The 14,115-nt window shown below is 33.0% G+C and carries 21 protein-coding genes; 3 read left to right on the forward strand and 18 right to left on the reverse strand.

The genetic code is table 11. The annotated features are described in order from the left end of the window. From IGJ18_RS14505 to IGJ18_RS14535, 7 genes are all read right to left on the reverse strand, one after another. On the reverse strand, positions 1-282 hold the full coding sequence (locus IGJ18_RS14505; protein ID WP_181915214.1) for a hypothetical protein: 282 nt from the start codon (positions 280-282) through the stop codon (positions 1-3). A 32-nt stretch (positions 283-314) separates the two neighbouring features. Beyond that, positions 315-908, reverse strand: coding sequence for a hypothetical protein (locus tag IGJ18_RS14510; RefSeq protein WP_438843515.1), 594 nt, complete (start codon positions 906-908; stop codon positions 315-317). Then, entirely contained in the window at positions 886-1,269 is a 384-nt protein-coding gene (locus IGJ18_RS14515; protein WP_181915216.1) for a hypothetical protein, read from the reverse strand. The genes IGJ18_RS14510 and IGJ18_RS14515 overlap by 23 nt, the downstream gene beginning before the upstream one ends. A gap of 38 nt (positions 1,270-1,307) precedes the next feature. After that, the gene (locus IGJ18_RS14520) at positions 1,308-1,412 is read right to left on the reverse strand and encodes a DUF3789 domain-containing protein (protein WP_438843516.1); all 105 of its coding nucleotides are present in this window, start codon (positions 1,410-1,412) and stop codon (positions 1,308-1,310) included. An 84-nt stretch (positions 1,413-1,496) separates the two neighbouring features. Further along, the gene (locus IGJ18_RS14525) at positions 1,497-1,805 is read right to left on the reverse strand and encodes a hypothetical protein (RefSeq protein ID WP_438843517.1); all 309 of its coding nucleotides are present in this window, start codon (positions 1,803-1,805) and stop codon (positions 1,497-1,499) included. Between the two features lie 31 nt (positions 1,806-1,836). After that, on the reverse strand, positions 1,837-3,351 hold the full coding sequence (locus IGJ18_RS14530) for a peptidoglycan DD-metalloendopeptidase family protein (protein ID WP_438843518.1): 1,515 nt from the start codon (positions 3,349-3,351) through the stop codon (positions 1,837-1,839). Further along, positions 3,352-3,633, reverse strand: a complete 282-nt coding sequence (locus IGJ18_RS14535) for a hypothetical protein (protein WP_438843519.1) — start codon at positions 3,631-3,633, stop codon at positions 3,352-3,354. A 152-nt stretch (positions 3,634-3,785) separates the two neighbouring features. Between IGJ18_RS14535 and IGJ18_RS14540 the strand changes: the two genes are divergently transcribed. Next, the gene (locus IGJ18_RS14540; protein ID WP_185185139.1) at positions 3,786-4,793 is read left to right on the forward strand and encodes a hypothetical protein; all 1,008 of its coding nucleotides are present in this window, start codon (positions 3,786-3,788) and stop codon (positions 4,791-4,793) included. Here IGJ18_RS14540 and IGJ18_RS14545 read toward each other — a convergent pair. The 3 genes from IGJ18_RS14545 to IGJ18_RS14555 form a co-directional block, all read right to left on the reverse strand. Then, positions 4,781-5,065 (reverse strand): hypothetical protein, encoded by a 285-nt coding sequence (locus IGJ18_RS14545; protein WP_438843520.1) that lies wholly within the window; start codon positions 5,063-5,065, stop codon positions 4,781-4,783. The genes IGJ18_RS14540 and IGJ18_RS14545 overlap by 13 nt on opposite strands. A 349-nt stretch (positions 5,066-5,414) precedes the next feature. Continuing rightward, the gene (locus IGJ18_RS14550; protein WP_438843521.1) at positions 5,415-8,630 is read right to left on the reverse strand and encodes a SpaA isopeptide-forming pilin-related protein; all 3,216 of its coding nucleotides are present in this window, start codon (positions 8,628-8,630) and stop codon (positions 5,415-5,417) included. A gap of 221 nt (positions 8,631-8,851) precedes the next feature. Then, on the reverse strand, positions 8,852-9,778 hold the full coding sequence (locus IGJ18_RS14555; protein WP_438843522.1) for a LysM peptidoglycan-binding domain-containing protein: 927 nt from the start codon (positions 9,776-9,778) through the stop codon (positions 8,852-8,854). A gap of 159 nt (positions 9,779-9,937) precedes the next feature. Here IGJ18_RS14555 and IGJ18_RS14560 point away from each other — a divergent pair, with 159 nt between their 5' ends. Then, positions 9,938-10,177: a hypothetical protein gene (locus tag IGJ18_RS14560; protein WP_325822036.1), complete on the forward strand. Its 240-nt coding sequence runs from the start codon at positions 9,938-9,940 to the stop codon at positions 10,175-10,177. 53 nt (positions 10,178-10,230) lie between these two features. Continuing rightward, on the forward strand, positions 10,231-10,656 hold the full coding sequence (locus IGJ18_RS14565) for a hypothetical protein (protein WP_438843523.1): 426 nt from the start codon (positions 10,231-10,233) through the stop codon (positions 10,654-10,656). A gap of 469 nt (positions 10,657-11,125) precedes the next feature. Here the strand turns inward: IGJ18_RS14565 and IGJ18_RS14570 are convergent, their stop codons facing one another. The 8 genes from IGJ18_RS14570 to IGJ18_RS14605 form a co-directional block, all read right to left on the reverse strand. After that, positions 11,126-11,491, reverse strand: coding sequence for a hypothetical protein (locus IGJ18_RS14570; RefSeq protein WP_438843524.1), 366 nt, complete (start codon positions 11,489-11,491; stop codon positions 11,126-11,128). Between the two features lie 150 nt (positions 11,492-11,641). Continuing rightward, the gene (locus tag IGJ18_RS14575; RefSeq protein ID WP_081129610.1) at positions 11,642-11,971 is read right to left on the reverse strand and encodes a hypothetical protein; all 330 of its coding nucleotides are present in this window, start codon (positions 11,969-11,971) and stop codon (positions 11,642-11,644) included. A 103-nt stretch (positions 11,972-12,074) separates the two neighbouring features. Continuing rightward, positions 12,075-12,350 carry a hypothetical protein gene (locus IGJ18_RS14580; RefSeq protein ID WP_325822115.1) on the reverse strand — a complete coding sequence of 92 codons (276 nt, stop codon included), beginning with the start codon at positions 12,348-12,350 and terminating at the stop codon, positions 12,075-12,077. Then, positions 12,347-12,493 carry a hypothetical protein gene (locus tag IGJ18_RS14585; protein ID WP_164907440.1) on the reverse strand — a complete coding sequence of 49 codons (147 nt, stop codon included), beginning with the start codon at positions 12,491-12,493 and terminating at the stop codon, positions 12,347-12,349. The genes IGJ18_RS14580 and IGJ18_RS14585 overlap by 4 nt, the downstream gene beginning before the upstream one ends. A gap of 22 nt (positions 12,494-12,515) precedes the next feature. Continuing rightward, a complete protein-coding gene (locus IGJ18_RS14590) occupies positions 12,516-12,692 on the reverse strand; it encodes an addiction module toxin RelE (RefSeq protein WP_325822151.1) in 177 nt (58 codons plus the stop codon). A gap of 30 nt (positions 12,693-12,722) precedes the next feature. Then, complete coding sequence (locus IGJ18_RS14595; protein WP_081123527.1) at positions 12,723-12,941, reverse strand: hypothetical protein; 219 nt, start codon at positions 12,939-12,941, stop codon at positions 12,723-12,725. 67 nt (positions 12,942-13,008) lie between these two features. Further along, positions 13,009-13,176 (reverse strand): hypothetical protein, encoded by a 168-nt coding sequence (locus IGJ18_RS14600; RefSeq protein ID WP_438843525.1) that lies wholly within the window; start codon positions 13,174-13,176, stop codon positions 13,009-13,011. A gap of 240 nt (positions 13,177-13,416) precedes the next feature. Further along, positions 13,417-13,674: a hypothetical protein gene (locus IGJ18_RS14605; protein WP_438843469.1), complete on the reverse strand. Its 258-nt coding sequence runs from the start codon at positions 13,672-13,674 to the stop codon at positions 13,417-13,419. Between the last annotated feature and the right edge of the window lie 441 nt (positions 13,675-14,115).

A 14,115-nucleotide genomic window follows, 5' to 3' on the forward strand; every position in this document is an offset into this window, starting at 1 on the left:
TTATTCCACCATTTCGTCACTACTCATTTCTAATTCCACTGCATAAACTACCTTGATTGGATTGTTCAGTGAGAATTTAATTCGATATTCTCGATTTTCCACACTTAAAATGTAGGAATCTTCCACTCCCTCATAAAAGTACGTATAATCATTGGATTTTAGATTGAAATAAGCTTGTATTGCACGCCTTTGTTGCAATTCTTTAAACTTCGGGAAATAAGCAACTTGATAACCTAAACATGCACCAATAATCAATAAAATAATCCCTGAAATAATAATCATTTACTACACTCCTCTTTTTATTTTTGTCCAGTTTATTCTTTCACTGGCTTCACCCCCTTCTTGGTGTATTGACAAATTAACGGATCAGACCAAAAACTTTTTTTTAGTTGTTTATATCCAAGCCGTTGCATATATGGATTTCTTGAAATACAAAAGAACTCATATCCTTCCACATATTGATTTCGTTCAAAAAAATAATCTCTTGCTTTTTTCTTCGCATAGCGTTCGATAAAATGTAGATCTTTGGGATCAAAAAAAAGAGAAGAAAGCCATTTTTCTTCTCTTAACCGCAAAATATAACAATAAACAAAATTATCAACGCTAATAAAACCTTTCTCTTCCTCTTGTGTGACTTGTTCAAAAAAAGATAACCGAAAAAAACCAAAATTAATCAGCTCATTTTGTAAAAAATGATAGTCTGGTGCGCGAAAATTTGTTTCATAATACGTATACCATACTGTTTCTGCACGAATCTCTTCCATTCTCAACATCTTTTGAATCGATGAATCTGTTAACTTTACAAATGTTGTTTTTTCTAAGATGTATTTAATATGATAGACATATTCATTCACATAATCTGTTAATCGAATGGGATCACCAAGTTTATTGAATTGAGATACTTCCATATTTCTTCATTTCTTCCGTAAAAGTCTGACGATCAATTCCAAAATTTAATGCCCCACTTCTTGACTGAAGAACCCTCAATATAGGAATTTCTTGAACAATCCTTCTCTCATTATTTAAAATACATAATTTCTTAATGTATCGAGCATTTGGCAATTGGTTTTGATAAAATCGTTTTTTTTTGATTATTTTTTCTGGCAAGCAATAACAATATTCAGTTTCGATTATACCGCTCTTTCCTTTTCTCATTTTTCTTGAAACACGAGATTTAATAATATCTTTCCCATAGACAGTAAAAATTAAGTCCTTTTCTTTTAATACAAGATCCCTAACAGGATATAAATTCGATTCTTGGTTGTTCAAATTAAAACTTCCTCCTAAAAATTAAATAAATCTGTTTTTTATTCTCTTCCAAATTGTTGATCTTCTTGCTTTCCTGCAACTAATAGTGCCATGATTCCTATTCCAAACATAGCACCCACAAACAGACCTAGACAAAATAACATATTAATCTCTCCTTCTTTTATTCATGAAAATAAAAAAACTATTCATCAGAATAAGACTGTTTCTGAATCCAACATCTCACTTCATTAAATAAAAGTTTTATTTTTTATAGTAAGAGGACAGGATCTATAAAACAATTCTTGTGCCAAAAATTGATATTCTGGCTTAATATTTTTTCTAAATTCATCAAAAAGTTCTGAAATACTTTTATGAGGATCAAAAAAAATTTTTCCTATATCTTCAAAAAACGGATCAACATCGATTCCTCTATAAGTAAAGAAACTAGATTGATTAATCTCTCTTAAATACTGAATCATCATGTCTTCGTCATAAAAGATAATATGATCTTCAAGATATTCATTATCAAAAAATTTTTGAACAATATATAATCGCATGTTATTCCTCCTAAAAAAACAGCCTTATTCCTTAGAATAAGACTGTTTTTGGATCAACCAATTGTGATTGATTTAAGCTATGATCTAAACAAAGTTCAAAATGCAAATGGCTACCTGTACTGTTCCCAGTAGAGCCAACATAACCAATAATTTGTCCCTGTTTAACTTTATCGCCCACTTTGACTTGATATTCTTGCTGGTGCGCATATAAAGCCGTTGTACCGTCTTCATGCTTAATAGCTACATAATTCCCCCATGAAGGGTGAAACTCTGCTTTAACGACTGTTCCTGCTTTGCTAGCATAGATTGGTTCGCCTTGTGCAGCGGCTAAATCAATTCCTCGATGAAATTCTCCTCCACGATTACCAAATGGACTAGAAATCGTGTAATTCTTTAATGGAACGGCATATCCTTTTTTATTTAATTTTGGACCCGCTACTTCTTTATCATACTTAGTTAAATCATAGGTTTCGATTAAACCATTCAATTTTTTATCGTAGCTAGTATCTGTCGCATAACGTCCTGTCAAAAATTTCGTTGCTTCTTGATAAGTTTTCGCATTCGTTTTCCAAACACCATCGTAAAAATATCTATTTCCTGTTAAGCCCTCTTTCAATAGTTGAGCATAGTCATTTAAGCTATCCTCGTAGTTTTTATACTGTCTAAAAGTTGCCTGAGTAGTATAAAGTGTCCCATTACCTAAATCTTCTTGTGTCGCAAAAGAGACACCTTTTCCGTTATGTGTACCCTTGATACCAAATAAATTGTAATTCGGCGCTTGGGCTAATTGACTTTGACCACTCGCCGATTCTAAAATCGCTTGAGCAACCATGACTGAAGCATACAAATCATTTTCTTGTCCAATTTTACGAGCAGATTCGCCAATTTTACGAATAAAACTTTCGACAGACTCGTCTTTTTCAAAATGAATGTTTCCTTTATTATCCTGTTTGCTAGAAGGTACTAATTCTTGAATGGGCGCAGTTGGTGCTTGACGGTAAGCTTTTGACTCTTCTTGCACAGTTTGAGCTTGTACCTTTGTTTCTGCTTTTGGTTGCACATTTTGTCCAGTTGTTGAAGGCTGTGTCGCAACCGATTGTGAATGAGTGATTTCCGCAGGCTTCGTTGATTGTGTTGCTCCATGATTGCCCGATTCACTCGGTTTTGTAGTTGGCTGTTCCACAGGAATCGTTTCTGAAGGCTCAGTAGTATCTTGCGTATTATTTTCTGGTTGACTAGAGTCAATCGTACCAGAAGTAGTTGTTTCTGGTTTTGACTCTGTTGTTTGTGAGCTATCTGCCGTAGAGTTAGTCGTCTGATCGTTTGATTCACTTGGTTTTTGTTCAGGTTGTTCAATGGAAGAATCTGTTGTGGTTTCTTCCTTAGTTGTATCTGTACTATCAGTTGTAGAACGATCTGTATTCACTGTCGTTGATTGTTCTGTCGCTACAGTTGATTGTTCTTCGTCTGCTAAGACAGATGGAGTATAACCAATAACTTGACCTAATAACAATAAAGCAGACAATAGTTTACTTGTTTTCTTCATCTACAAATTTTCTTCCTTTCCTTCTTTCGATATAGTTTCTGCAGGAATCTTTTGTCGGATTTGAACCCACCAAGAATCTGGTAGTCGGGGAACATCCCCTTCTTTTTCTGCAATAAACAAACAATTTAAAAAAACGGATATACTTAAAGAAAATTCATGGTAGTTATCCTTCATTTTGAAAAATAGTTCTTCCGAACATTCTTCACACAACGTATGATCTTCTACTTGCCAAGTTCCTTCTTTTAAGTTAGGAGAAACTTGGTTATCACAGTTGTTATTCACTATTTTATTACCCTCCTTCATTTTAACCAAAATATTTCAATAATAAATATAGTTCATATTTTTTTCAAAAATCTTTATTTTTTTCTTCTTCTCTCAAATTTTCTATAAATTTAATTCATGATAAAATTAAATAAAAAAAGAGAGGTAATGATATGAGTCGTTTAATTACTAAAGCAATTCCTACAGATAAAGAAGCAATTGAACACTTGAAAAATAACTCTTATCTACATGAGGATTTTGCTATATCACCATTTACTGCAAGAAGTTTATTTGATCACTATGTCTTAGATAAACGGAATTTTATTTGTCCTACTAAAAATTGCTCAGCCCCTATTACTTGTCGTTCTATTAGTAAAGATAGTAAAAATAGCCCTACCTTTGTTAATCAGTCTATTTCAGAAAATAAGCATATTGTGTCTTGCGATTATCATCCTAGTAACTATAATCATGTTTCTTCAAAAAATGATTCAAATGAAGAAAAATTCAAATACTCTAAATCTGAAGAAATAGTTTCTGATTTATCAAGTATAAATGGTTTTTCTCCCAGAAAAACTTCTAAAACTGAAAAGGAACCTACTAGAACCGATGAAATAGAAGTCAATGATATAACCAATTGCTATACGAAAAAACAAAATAAAAGTTGTACAATACCAACAAAATCGTCAAAAGAACATTTAAAAACACTGCAAGATCATGTTGAAATGTACAAAATCAATCCTGAATTTAAGATAATCCGTCAAACATCAGGTGCTATTATCCCTATCAAATTTTTATTTAAACCCATATATAAAAACTATTTATTTGAAAACCTCAAAAACAGAAAATATCCTAGTATTTATTATGGACTGGCTAATTTAAAAAAAACAAACAATGATAAAGTTTTAAGAATAGTTTTTAAAATGTATAAAACACACTCTAATGGACAAACATACAATCCCTCATTGCTTATTTCAAAAGAATATATTCAAAATGAATATACCGATATCTATGATAGCTTTATCAACAAAAATAAAACATCTTTTGAAGTATATACTACACTTCCTTTATTTTGGAAATACGATTTAAAAGAAACAATTTATTTAAATGTTTGCTCGTTTCAAGAAGAAATAGCTGTTAATCCTTTTAGTGATGAATTATTTTATAATATTTATATTTCTTGATTTTGAAGTATGAGTTCTATTGCTTTATAGAACTCCACTTCCTTTTTTGTAGCAGGAACTAAATCTAATTTTTTAGTGTCTACATAATCAAGAAACATCAGCTTTTTTAAATCAGTTTCTTTTGGATCAACCACAAAAAAATAGTAATAATCTTTATAAAATTCCTCACTTTCCTTATCCCTGTATTCATCAGGCAATGATTGGTTGCCAATTGCTTTGTATAGATGATTTGATGACTGCTCTCTATAATATTCACATTGTACTATTTCCATGAGAAACCTCCTTTTTTAAGCTATTTTTGGCAAAAATCCTCAATTGTTTTCACAATAATCGTGTATTATTCCACATTTAGGATTTCTTGATTCAGGTATAACAAGAAAGTTTGAAGCGTCTTCTTGTATAAAACAATCACTTTTTTTCATTTTCTTTGATTGATCAACATGATTTATAGAATTCTTCTTCATTTTGTTAATGTCCAAGTAACAATTTTCATGGATATTTTTGAATCGATTTCTAACTTGTTTTTTCTTATTATAATTGTTCAGAAATTTAGAAAACATTTTTCTCACTCTCCTTGAATAAAAATAGAGATAGTCATTTCAACTATCTCTACTTTATTAATTATTTTTGTGCTTTGCGACGTATACTAACTACAGTTCCAACAGAAACCAGAAGGATCAAGCCTAATAGTACAAGCTTGTTATTCATGATTTCTCCAGTTTTAGGTAAGCTTTGTTTTGGTGCAATAGTTGATTTTGAAACAACTGGTTTAGTAGGTGTTTTAGCAGTCAATGTTTGCTTAGAGTTATTTAAATCAAAGTGTTTTGCATATTCATTTTTGTGTTCTTTATCAGTATAAGCAATATGCGTAGCAACTAATTTTTCGCCATCTTTCAACGTGTTTGCTTTGTAATTGTAAACAGCTTTGAACTCATATGACATTTCGTCTGCTTTGTGTTCTGATTCGTCCGTACCTACTACTGTAACCTTTCCGTCCTTATCAATTTTATGGAATTGAGTGATATAATAGAATGTTTTACCAATATCTTCTTTAGGTACAGTGGCTTTTACTTCATCGATTAATTCATTATCAATCGTTGGATCGAATGTTTTACCACCATCTTTTGTTACAAATAGTGTTTCGATTGTTGGCATACCAGGTGTTACTGCTTCTAATGTTTGTTTTTCATTGCTCAAATCAAAATGACGAGCATATTCATCGGTATGTTCCTTGTCAGAATAAACAAGGTGTGTCGCAACTATTTTTTCACCATGTTTCAATGTATTTGCTTTGTAGTCAAACTCTACATCAAAACTGAACTCTTCTTTCTCTACTTTACGTTCAGACTCTACCGTACCTACAACAGTATCTTTTCCATCTTTATCGATCTTATGGAATTGTGTCACATAATAGAATGTTTTACCCACATCTAATTTATCAAATTTATTATCTACCTTATCAATCAATTTTTGATCCACAGTCGGATTAAATGTTTTCTCGCCTTCTGTTGTCACAAATAAAGTAGAAATTTCTGGTTGTTCAGGAACACGAGCATGTTCATCTACTAAGAACAATTTACTTAAATGAATAACATTTGATCCTTCATTAATTTCTTGTTCTGTTTTTGTCACAACTTTTAAAGGTTCTTTAGAGCCTTTTTCCGTAATAGTAAATGTATACTCATGCTTTTCTTCATCGAAAGAAGAACGGATAGTTAATGGTGTAATTAGTTCATACCCTTCTGGTGCTTTTACTTCTTCTAAGTCATAGTCACCATATGGTACTCCTTCAAATTTCCAATAACCATCATAACCATTAGCGTCTGTTTCTGTTTTAACAGTACGTGCTTCTCCTTTTGTTGGTTCAATTGGTGTTAGTTTTAACTCAATCCCGTTGTACCCACTTTGAGTTGAACCACTCTGAGATTTTACATATTTGAATCCATCAAGAGTAAATTTAATCACATTCTCTTTAGAAATAGATTCTGTTGCAATCACTTGTGTATCTTGATCTTTATATGTGATTTCAAATTCGCGTTTTGTATTATCAATTTGATAACCTTCTGGTGCTTTTGTTTCTTGCCAATAATATTTACCTAATGCTAAGTGTTCAACGCTTGCTTGTTGTTCTTCATCAGATAATTCAAATTTAACCTCGTCCCCTTCTAATTTATTACCTTTAGAAGTAGTTGGTTTAAAATTATCAGACCATTTCACAGGAGTACCGTCTTCATGGAATAAGCCATATTGCGCACCATCAAACGTTGCACGTCCTTGTGTTTCTTTGCCTGTTTCAACGTCTTCTTTCGTTAGCAATGTTGAACCAACGACTTCTTGGTTTGTTCCTTCAGCGCCTTTTACAATTACTGCAGTTGTTTGGTTTGCATACTCGATTTTCACTTCTACTGGTTTGAATGTGTTCACAAACCCGTTAAAAGCTGTTTTTTCAATCACTACATAAGTTCCTAATGGCAATTCTTTATTTGTTTCTGCATGTCCATTTACATCCGTTGTAACTGTTGCAACAACCTTTCCGCTTGCGTCGTTTTCATGAATTTCAAAGACATTCCCTGCTAAAGAATAGTTACCATTCCACATATCTTTGCCAGACTCAACACCTGATTTTTCGACAATGATTTGTCCTTTTGCCTTTTTATTACGTTGTGTCAGAGTAATTGTCTGTCCTGCGACAATATCGCCTTCTACGACGTCAGAATCGCCAATCGCAGATCCTAATACATAAGGAGCTGGAACGAAAGTTTCTGTTGCTTTGACGTGTATACCATTCAATGCTTTGATTTTTGGTGATAAGCCATTTTGATCTGTCACCACTTCTGTTTGTGTAGGAATAGCAGGGCCTGCAACACCGTTTGGAAGATTACTGTATTCTAATTTGAAACGTGTTCCTGGTACTGGATTTCCTGTTTCTTTATCAATTTTTTTAATTTTAAATTCTCCAAATGTTTTGATATTAAATTTAACTGAATATGAAGCTGGATCATCTGTAGAAGGAATGAAAACACGTTGTGATCCTTTTTTTTCTAACGCAATTGGCGTTCCTTCCATAAACGATCTTTTATAGGCAATAATACCACTTTGAACATTTAGATCTGTAGGTGTAACTGTCACTGATTTTCCATCTGGAGCAATAGACCAATTTACTTTCGCACTATTAACAACTTGAGTTTCAAATGAGTTTAAATTAACTGAAGAAGTTAAGGTTTTTGACTCTCCATAAGTCAGTTCAATTGTTTTTCCATTAAATTCTGGACGTTTATTATACTCTGCAATCTTTTGATATAATAATGCTTTCCGTTGAGCATAATTTGGAATACGAGGAATATCATCTACATGTATGCCATATGGTAACAACTCCCAAATAACTGACTGTGTTACGATACGATCATTTTCATTTGTATCTCCACAAATACCTAAATCTGGATTATTCCAGATAATTGAAGCAATCTTAGCATCACGTGGAATATCATTTGCACTAACTGCTTGATATCCTGGATTATCACTAGAAATAAAAGGCACACCTGGTTGAACACAAAATGTCATAATGTCAATGCCACCATCATCTGGTTTTACTGCCATTGGTGCAGTGGCATCGCTCCAAGGTTGCCCATTACGTGTTCCATACATCATATAGACATTACTAGTATCATAATAAACATTTCCTGTTTCTCCTGGTTTCATGGTAAATTCATTTGGCACAGCCGCATGAACATTTCCACTTCCAAAACCAATCCCCACAATACTACATACTAAAAAGAGTGCCATCATTATAGGCTTAGATTGAATAATTTTCTTAAACAAAGAACTTACTTTTTTCACTGAGTGATTCCCTCCTAAAAAATTAATAAAAAAAGACACTAAAAAGATTTTTTAGCGTCTTAAAAGCAAAATTAAATTCATTTTATATAAACTCTCTCAAATACGATGAATAATACCCATAGAAAGTGTAATAATTCAGTGTCATTATTCTCGCTACCTCCTTAAAAAATAAAAAACTCACAAAAAGATTTTTTGTGAGTTTTACTTTATTTAGCTGATAATCATTGAACTTCCCAAGAAGTTGTACCGTAAGAACTAGAACCAATGCCTTGCATTAATAAATTATCTGCATAATTATCAATCCATGCTCTTGCTTCTTCTTGTGTATCGAATATGTGTTGTCCCTCTACAATATTATATTTCGGATCATCAAAATTCCCCCAAACAGTATATTTATATTGTACTGGTTTTTCAGGAGTAGTTGGTTGGCTTGGATCTGTTGTGGAACCGCCAGTATTTCCTCCAGTTGATCCACCTTGATTTCCTTCATTGTTGCCAGGATTTGATGGTGTTGTTTGTCCTCCACCAGTATTTCCACCTGTCGAGCCGTTTTGGTTACCATTATTATCTGGTTGACTTGGTTGTGCTGGTGTTTGAGTTGTGCCACCGTTGTTTCCTGGTGTGCTTGGCGTTGTTGTTCCTGTATTTCCAGCTGTTTGATCACCAGTTTGTGTATTACCTGCTACTGTGTTATCAGTTGAAGGTGTTGTTGTGTTTTGAGTTGCTGAATTAGTTGTATTATTGCTGGTTGTTCCTTGTGAAGTTGCTGGTTGCCCCACTGGTTTCGTTGAATCTACTTTATCTTGTGGCTTAATAACTGATTGTGCCACTGTTTCTCCTTTGTTGTTCTGAACAGTTGCTACATTTCCAGAGAAAACTAGTTTATTGCCTGTGTAGATTAAGTCTACATTCGCAATTTTGTTCATGTCCGCAAGTTTTCGAACAGAAATATTCGTTGCTTGACTGATACCACTTAATGTATCGCCCCAAACAATCGTATATTCTTTTCCATTTGTTTTTGCAATATCTGCTGAAATTTGTTGGACTGTTCTTGGTGTCCACTCTGCTGCACTTACTTTCTCGTGAGCTGTTGCTAACGCAACTCCACCAATAGTCGCTCCAATTGCAAGTACCTTTAACAATTTCATCTTAATATTCCTTCTTTCGTTTTAATTTTTATTTGCTTTATCTACAAAAATACAGCATCAAAGTTAATACCTTTTTGTCAACTACATTTTTATGTCTTTTTGAATTTTTTCTTGATTTCTGATATATTAAAGTTAACACCTATTAAAAGGAGTGGTCTCATGTATAATTTGATTGATCAGAAAAAATGGATTGAAGAAAATTTACTTAATAGAAATCAAGCTTCAAAAATAACCGGTCAAAGCCATGCTGCGTTTTCTCGTGCTATTCAATTAGGACGAATTAAACCTTTTGTTGAAATAGGCGACGAACCTGGTCCTACACTTATTCGCTTATATTTAAAGGACGAAATAGAAGCTTACGCAGCAAGTTTACAAGCTAAAAAGCAGAGACAACAATAAGTCGTTTCTGCTTCTCTATCGAAAAAACAATTTTATTATGGAGAGTAACTATTATGAAGAAAAAATCCCTCATAATTTTATCACTCAGTATTGTACTGATATCTGTACTTATCATTGCTTTTTCTCTGTCGAAGAAAACAGAAACAAATAACCAATCACCCGTTGAATCTTCTTCCTCGGTTATTTCAGCTAATTATCGCTATCCATCTTTATCGAAAGTCAAAGCCTGTCAAGGCGCGGATATTCAAGTTTTGGGGAAGACTCAAATTACTACTGTACTCTTCCAAAATAAAAATATTGCGGTTCTTTCCCTTGAATCTGGAGAAGAAATCCAGTTACCAATAAAAGTAACGGACAAAAAGAAAAATCTATTTGAAATTCCAGAACTGAAATATGCTCCAAAATCTCTAAAAATAGGGGATACTTTTGGCTTAGCAAAAAAGGACAATCAATATTTTGCTTACCAACTAAAAAATTAATGTTACTAAAATGATAGCGTTTTTTTAAAGTGAATACAATATAACAATTATAACAAATTTTTATTTTAATGTTACGCTTTCATTCATAAAAGATCATTTTGAACTCATAATCGTATAATACTTACGAGGGTAATTCCCTCGTAAGACTTTTTACATAGAAAAAAGGAGAAAAAATGAAATTATTTTTTTTACTAGTAAATAACTAGCAAATCTCAATTACTTTTCTACAAAAATAACTGAAATTTATTAATTATCTTTTACTAATAAAAAAGTTGTAAGTAAAATTACAATAAAATAGATAATCCCTTCTTTTTTTTCCTTTTTTTCATTAATTTGGTTTTCTTTAATAATTTTTTGAACTGTTTCTCGATTTTTTCATTCGTCTTTCCCTTTTTTAGGTCCTCAATTTGTTTTAAGAAATACACTTCGCTCATCGTACTCGTACTTCTTCTCCTTACTTACTCTTGCTTCATACAATCATCTGTTCTTTCCTTGTTTTTTGTTGATATATATGGATAACTGCATTTGCTAGTTCAACTTGTCGTTGTTTCCAATATTTGGGATCTCGATACCATTTCATAAATTCATAACTCATATCTAAATAGACTCCCCCAAAACAAACTTCAAACATCATTTGCAATTCATCTTCTCCTGGTTCGGCTGTAACTAGTAGGTATAAATCTGTATAAGTCAATCCTTTTGAAAGATACTCCGCATAATAATCAATTCTTTCTTGTACAAAACTTGGAATTTTAGCTTCAGTTAATTCCTTTCGACACTCTCTTTTTAAACGAAAACTTGTCAATGAAACTGTATTCTTTTTGTTTATTCTCATGTTTTATCATCTTCCTCATTTCATGAATAGAATCGTCAAAACTACAATTATAATTCCTACCTATCCAATACAAACATTGATAAATCCTTCTTCATTACAATTTATTTTTATTAACTTCATGACTTGATCCTCTCCCTTTCTATCCGAGCTTTAACAACAATTCTTTCCGTAAACATTATGTTCCTTTCTCCAGTTATCAAATGTTTTTCTTCTAACACCGCACATCGCTTGAATCTGGTCTACTGTATACCCTTTTTCTCTCAACATGGAATAGTCTTCCAATGTGAAACTATCTAGATTAAAAGCAAACGGAAGTCCTACCTCTTCAGGAATACGTTTTTCCTCTAACAAACTTCTCAAATAATGTAACTCCTTCTCCTTTTCTTGAGAAAGCACACCATTTTCTCTAAAAGAATCCAGTATTTCACCAATTCTCAAACGAATCTCACGTCTAAACTGTCTTTCTTTTTGGTTCTTCATTTGTTTCACCTTCAAATTATTATTGTTTTTATAATAATTTATTTAATGGTGTTCCAGCAAGACATGAAAAATTTCATTTACAAAACTAGCAATAATAGTTGTCTTATGCCGCAATCAAATACTGACGCGACATCCCTTCTTCCAATCGGTAGTAAACTTTCACTCGCTCAAATCGTTTCAGAAGACCGAAAAAACAGCGTTTTTCTTTTAGTGAAAATTGAGAAACATATTGAGAAACCGGTAATTGTCGGTCTTTTCTCTTCTTGATCTCAGCCAGAATATCTTTCTCAAAATAGCGAATCATTTTTTCCTCTTCTTGTAAATTGAAATTTTGATTAAAACCGTCTACTAAAGGTCGATAATGATATTTTGTACTCATGTCGTCACTTCCTTCTTTCGAGGAAGAACAAGGATAACTAATGGCTCAAAGATTTTTTTCGCAAGAATCCATTCATTGGCTTCTTTTTTGCTTGGACAGGAATAATACACACGTCCGGTATATTTCCCCATAACCTTTACCATAGGCATTCACTCCTTCTCTTAATTACTTGTCTCGAAATGCTTTACGTATAACATATTCGTTATTGATTATTCGCTCTAAAGAGTCACAAGGATAAATTCTCTTGTTGTTTTTCTTTTGGTCTTCTTCTACGATCCACTGAAGTTTTTGAATCGTTTCTTCACTGAGCGCAATCTTGATGCGTTTTTTCTTTGTTCCCATATTCAGGTGTCCCCTCTACTTTTTCTAAATCTAAGCAGTTCTCAATTTCAATATTCGGACAACCTGCCCGTTTTGAGTAATATATTTTGGAGGAATCGCCTGACTTCTTGATAATTCCGCTAATAATTGACGACAACGTCTTTCTGACCATTTTTGTCTTCTTTGTTGTATAGAAACATATTCAGTCATTGAAATTTCCTTGCGTTTTCCAGATTCTAAAAAACAAATCAATCGTTGAATTTCTGTCATTTTGATTCCTCCTAGTAAAAAATTCCTCTTGTTTACAAGTAAATCAAATAAAAGTTAGTGTTCGTTGTTAGGTAAAACGATAACCTGGCATGTTAGGTAAATGCTCAACCTGTGAACCACAAATTACTCGAAATGTACCAAGTATCAGAAATCCTTCTGCTAACAGATAGTTACCGAGGTAACCCTTACCTGCGCTACTTATTTCTCCGCCATTTGCCTTCACAAAATCTCCCAAAGGGTCACTACACCTTCAGGTACTGTCTTTCTTTGAACACGATCGTAGATTAGACAGCGAGAATATCTACGACTAGTAAGAAAACATTCGTATCTCCTTCTAAATCTTTTCCACCTCCTCATTTAGAAAACAGACGGTTTTCTTACACCCTTAATTGTGTTCTTTTTATTCATTTTTCAAGGATCAAGAGTGTTCACAAGTAAAGCGATTTACTTGCAAACAAGAAAAATCTTTCCGCTTTTACATGTGTTTTATTTTGTAAGATTTCTCTAGAAACAAGAGTCCTCCACGCTTCTTTCTACGTTTCGCAATCACTTGATGATTCACACCAACAACGGTTCGAATCGAACGATAAAGCAAAGAAACTGGTCGGATTTTCTTTGTTTGACGATCAATAAATCGTCCGTCCCCTAAGTTTGCCCAAACACTGTTGTCATAGAGCTTAATCGTGATTGCTTGTCGTTTCAGATCTTCCACTGTGCAAAATTTCCCATACATTTTTTGGACTCCTTTAAATTTTCAAATCATTGTTCCACTTGTTGTCGAACAATGTGGAACTCAACAAAAAAGAGAGAGACTATCTACTACCTTCAAAGAAGTAATAACAGTCTCTCTCTTTATGCCACTAGAGTCTTCCTCACAATACGAAAATAATATACACTACACCTGAAAATTAGATATACTGCTCCATAAACTTTTAATAAAACTAATACAAGTATAAAATACATGATTGTTCATTACTACAAATTTATGGTATTATTGTTCACGTTGCAGGAAGACCCTGCAGCAAAAAGGAGCAGCACCGTTATCAGCTTACAATTGGAACGGTCGGGGTAGAAATCGATGACCTTTGAAAGAGTTGGCGCTCTTTCTCAGCGAGATTTCTAAACCACTCCTTTTTTTGTTGAGCTCTACATTGCACAGCAACACATCGCAACA

Source organism: Enterococcus sp. AZ078, from assembly GCF_051714985.1.
Classification (GTDB): Bacteria; Bacillota; Bacilli; order Lactobacillales; family Enterococcaceae; genus Enterococcus_B; species Enterococcus_B hirae.

Excerpts from the sequence above, each read along its gene's own strand:
- IGJ18_RS14590 (WP_325822151.1), bottom strand. The coding sequence starts at position 12,692 with ATGGGAACAAAGAAAAAACGCATCAAGATTGCGCTCAGTGAAGAAACG.
- IGJ18_RS14555 (WP_438843522.1), bottom strand. The coding sequence starts at position 9,778 with ATGAAATTGTTAAAGGTACTTGCAATTGGAGCGACTATTGGTGGAGTT.
- IGJ18_RS14520 (WP_438843516.1), bottom strand. The coding sequence starts at position 1,412 with ATGTTATTTTGTCTAGGTCTGTTTGTGGGTGCTATGTTTGGAATAGGA.
- IGJ18_RS14560 (WP_325822036.1), top strand. The coding sequence starts at position 9,938 with ATGTATAATTTGATTGATCAGAAAAAATGGATTGAAGAAAATTTACTT.
- IGJ18_RS14505 (WP_181915214.1), bottom strand. The coding sequence starts at position 282 with ATGATTATTATTTCAGGGATTATTTTATTGATTATTGGTGCATGTTTA.
- IGJ18_RS14565 (WP_438843523.1), top strand. The coding sequence starts at position 10,231 with ATGAAGAAAAAATCCCTCATAATTTTATCACTCAGTATTGTACTGATA.
- IGJ18_RS14605 (WP_438843469.1), bottom strand. The coding sequence starts at position 13,674 with ATGTATGGGAAATTTTGCACAGTGGAAGATCTGAAACGACAAGCAATC.
- IGJ18_RS14595 (WP_081123527.1), bottom strand. The coding sequence starts at position 12,941 with ATGACAGAAATTCAACGATTGATTTGTTTTTTAGAATCTGGAAAACGC.
- IGJ18_RS14525 (WP_438843517.1), bottom strand. The coding sequence starts at position 1,805 with ATGCGATTATATATTGTTCAAAAATTTTTTGATAATGAATATCTTGAA.
- IGJ18_RS14585 (WP_164907440.1), bottom strand. The coding sequence starts at position 12,493 with ATGGTAAAGGTTATGGGGAAATATACCGGACGTGTGTATTATTCCTGT.
- IGJ18_RS14530 (WP_438843518.1), bottom strand. The coding sequence starts at position 3,351 with ATGAAGAAAACAAGTAAACTATTGTCTGCTTTATTGTTATTAGGTCAA.
- IGJ18_RS14580 (WP_325822115.1), bottom strand. The coding sequence starts at position 12,350 with ATGAGTACAAAATATCATTATCGACCTTTAGTAGACGGTTTTAATCAA.
- IGJ18_RS14540 (WP_185185139.1), top strand. The coding sequence starts at position 3,786 with ATGAGTCGTTTAATTACTAAAGCAATTCCTACAGATAAAGAAGCAATT.
- IGJ18_RS14545 (WP_438843520.1), bottom strand. The coding sequence starts at position 5,065 with ATGGAAATAGTACAATGTGAATATTATAGAGAGCAGTCATCAAATCAT.
- IGJ18_RS14510 (WP_438843515.1), bottom strand. The coding sequence starts at position 908 with ATGGAAGTATCTCAATTCAATAAACTTGGTGATCCCATTCGATTAACA.
- IGJ18_RS14570 (WP_438843524.1), bottom strand. The coding sequence starts at position 11,491 with ATGAGAATAAACAAAAAGAATACAGTTTCATTGACAAGTTTTCGTTTA.
- IGJ18_RS14575 (WP_081129610.1), bottom strand. The coding sequence starts at position 11,971 with ATGAAGAACCAAAAAGAAAGACAGTTTAGACGTGAGATTCGTTTGAGA.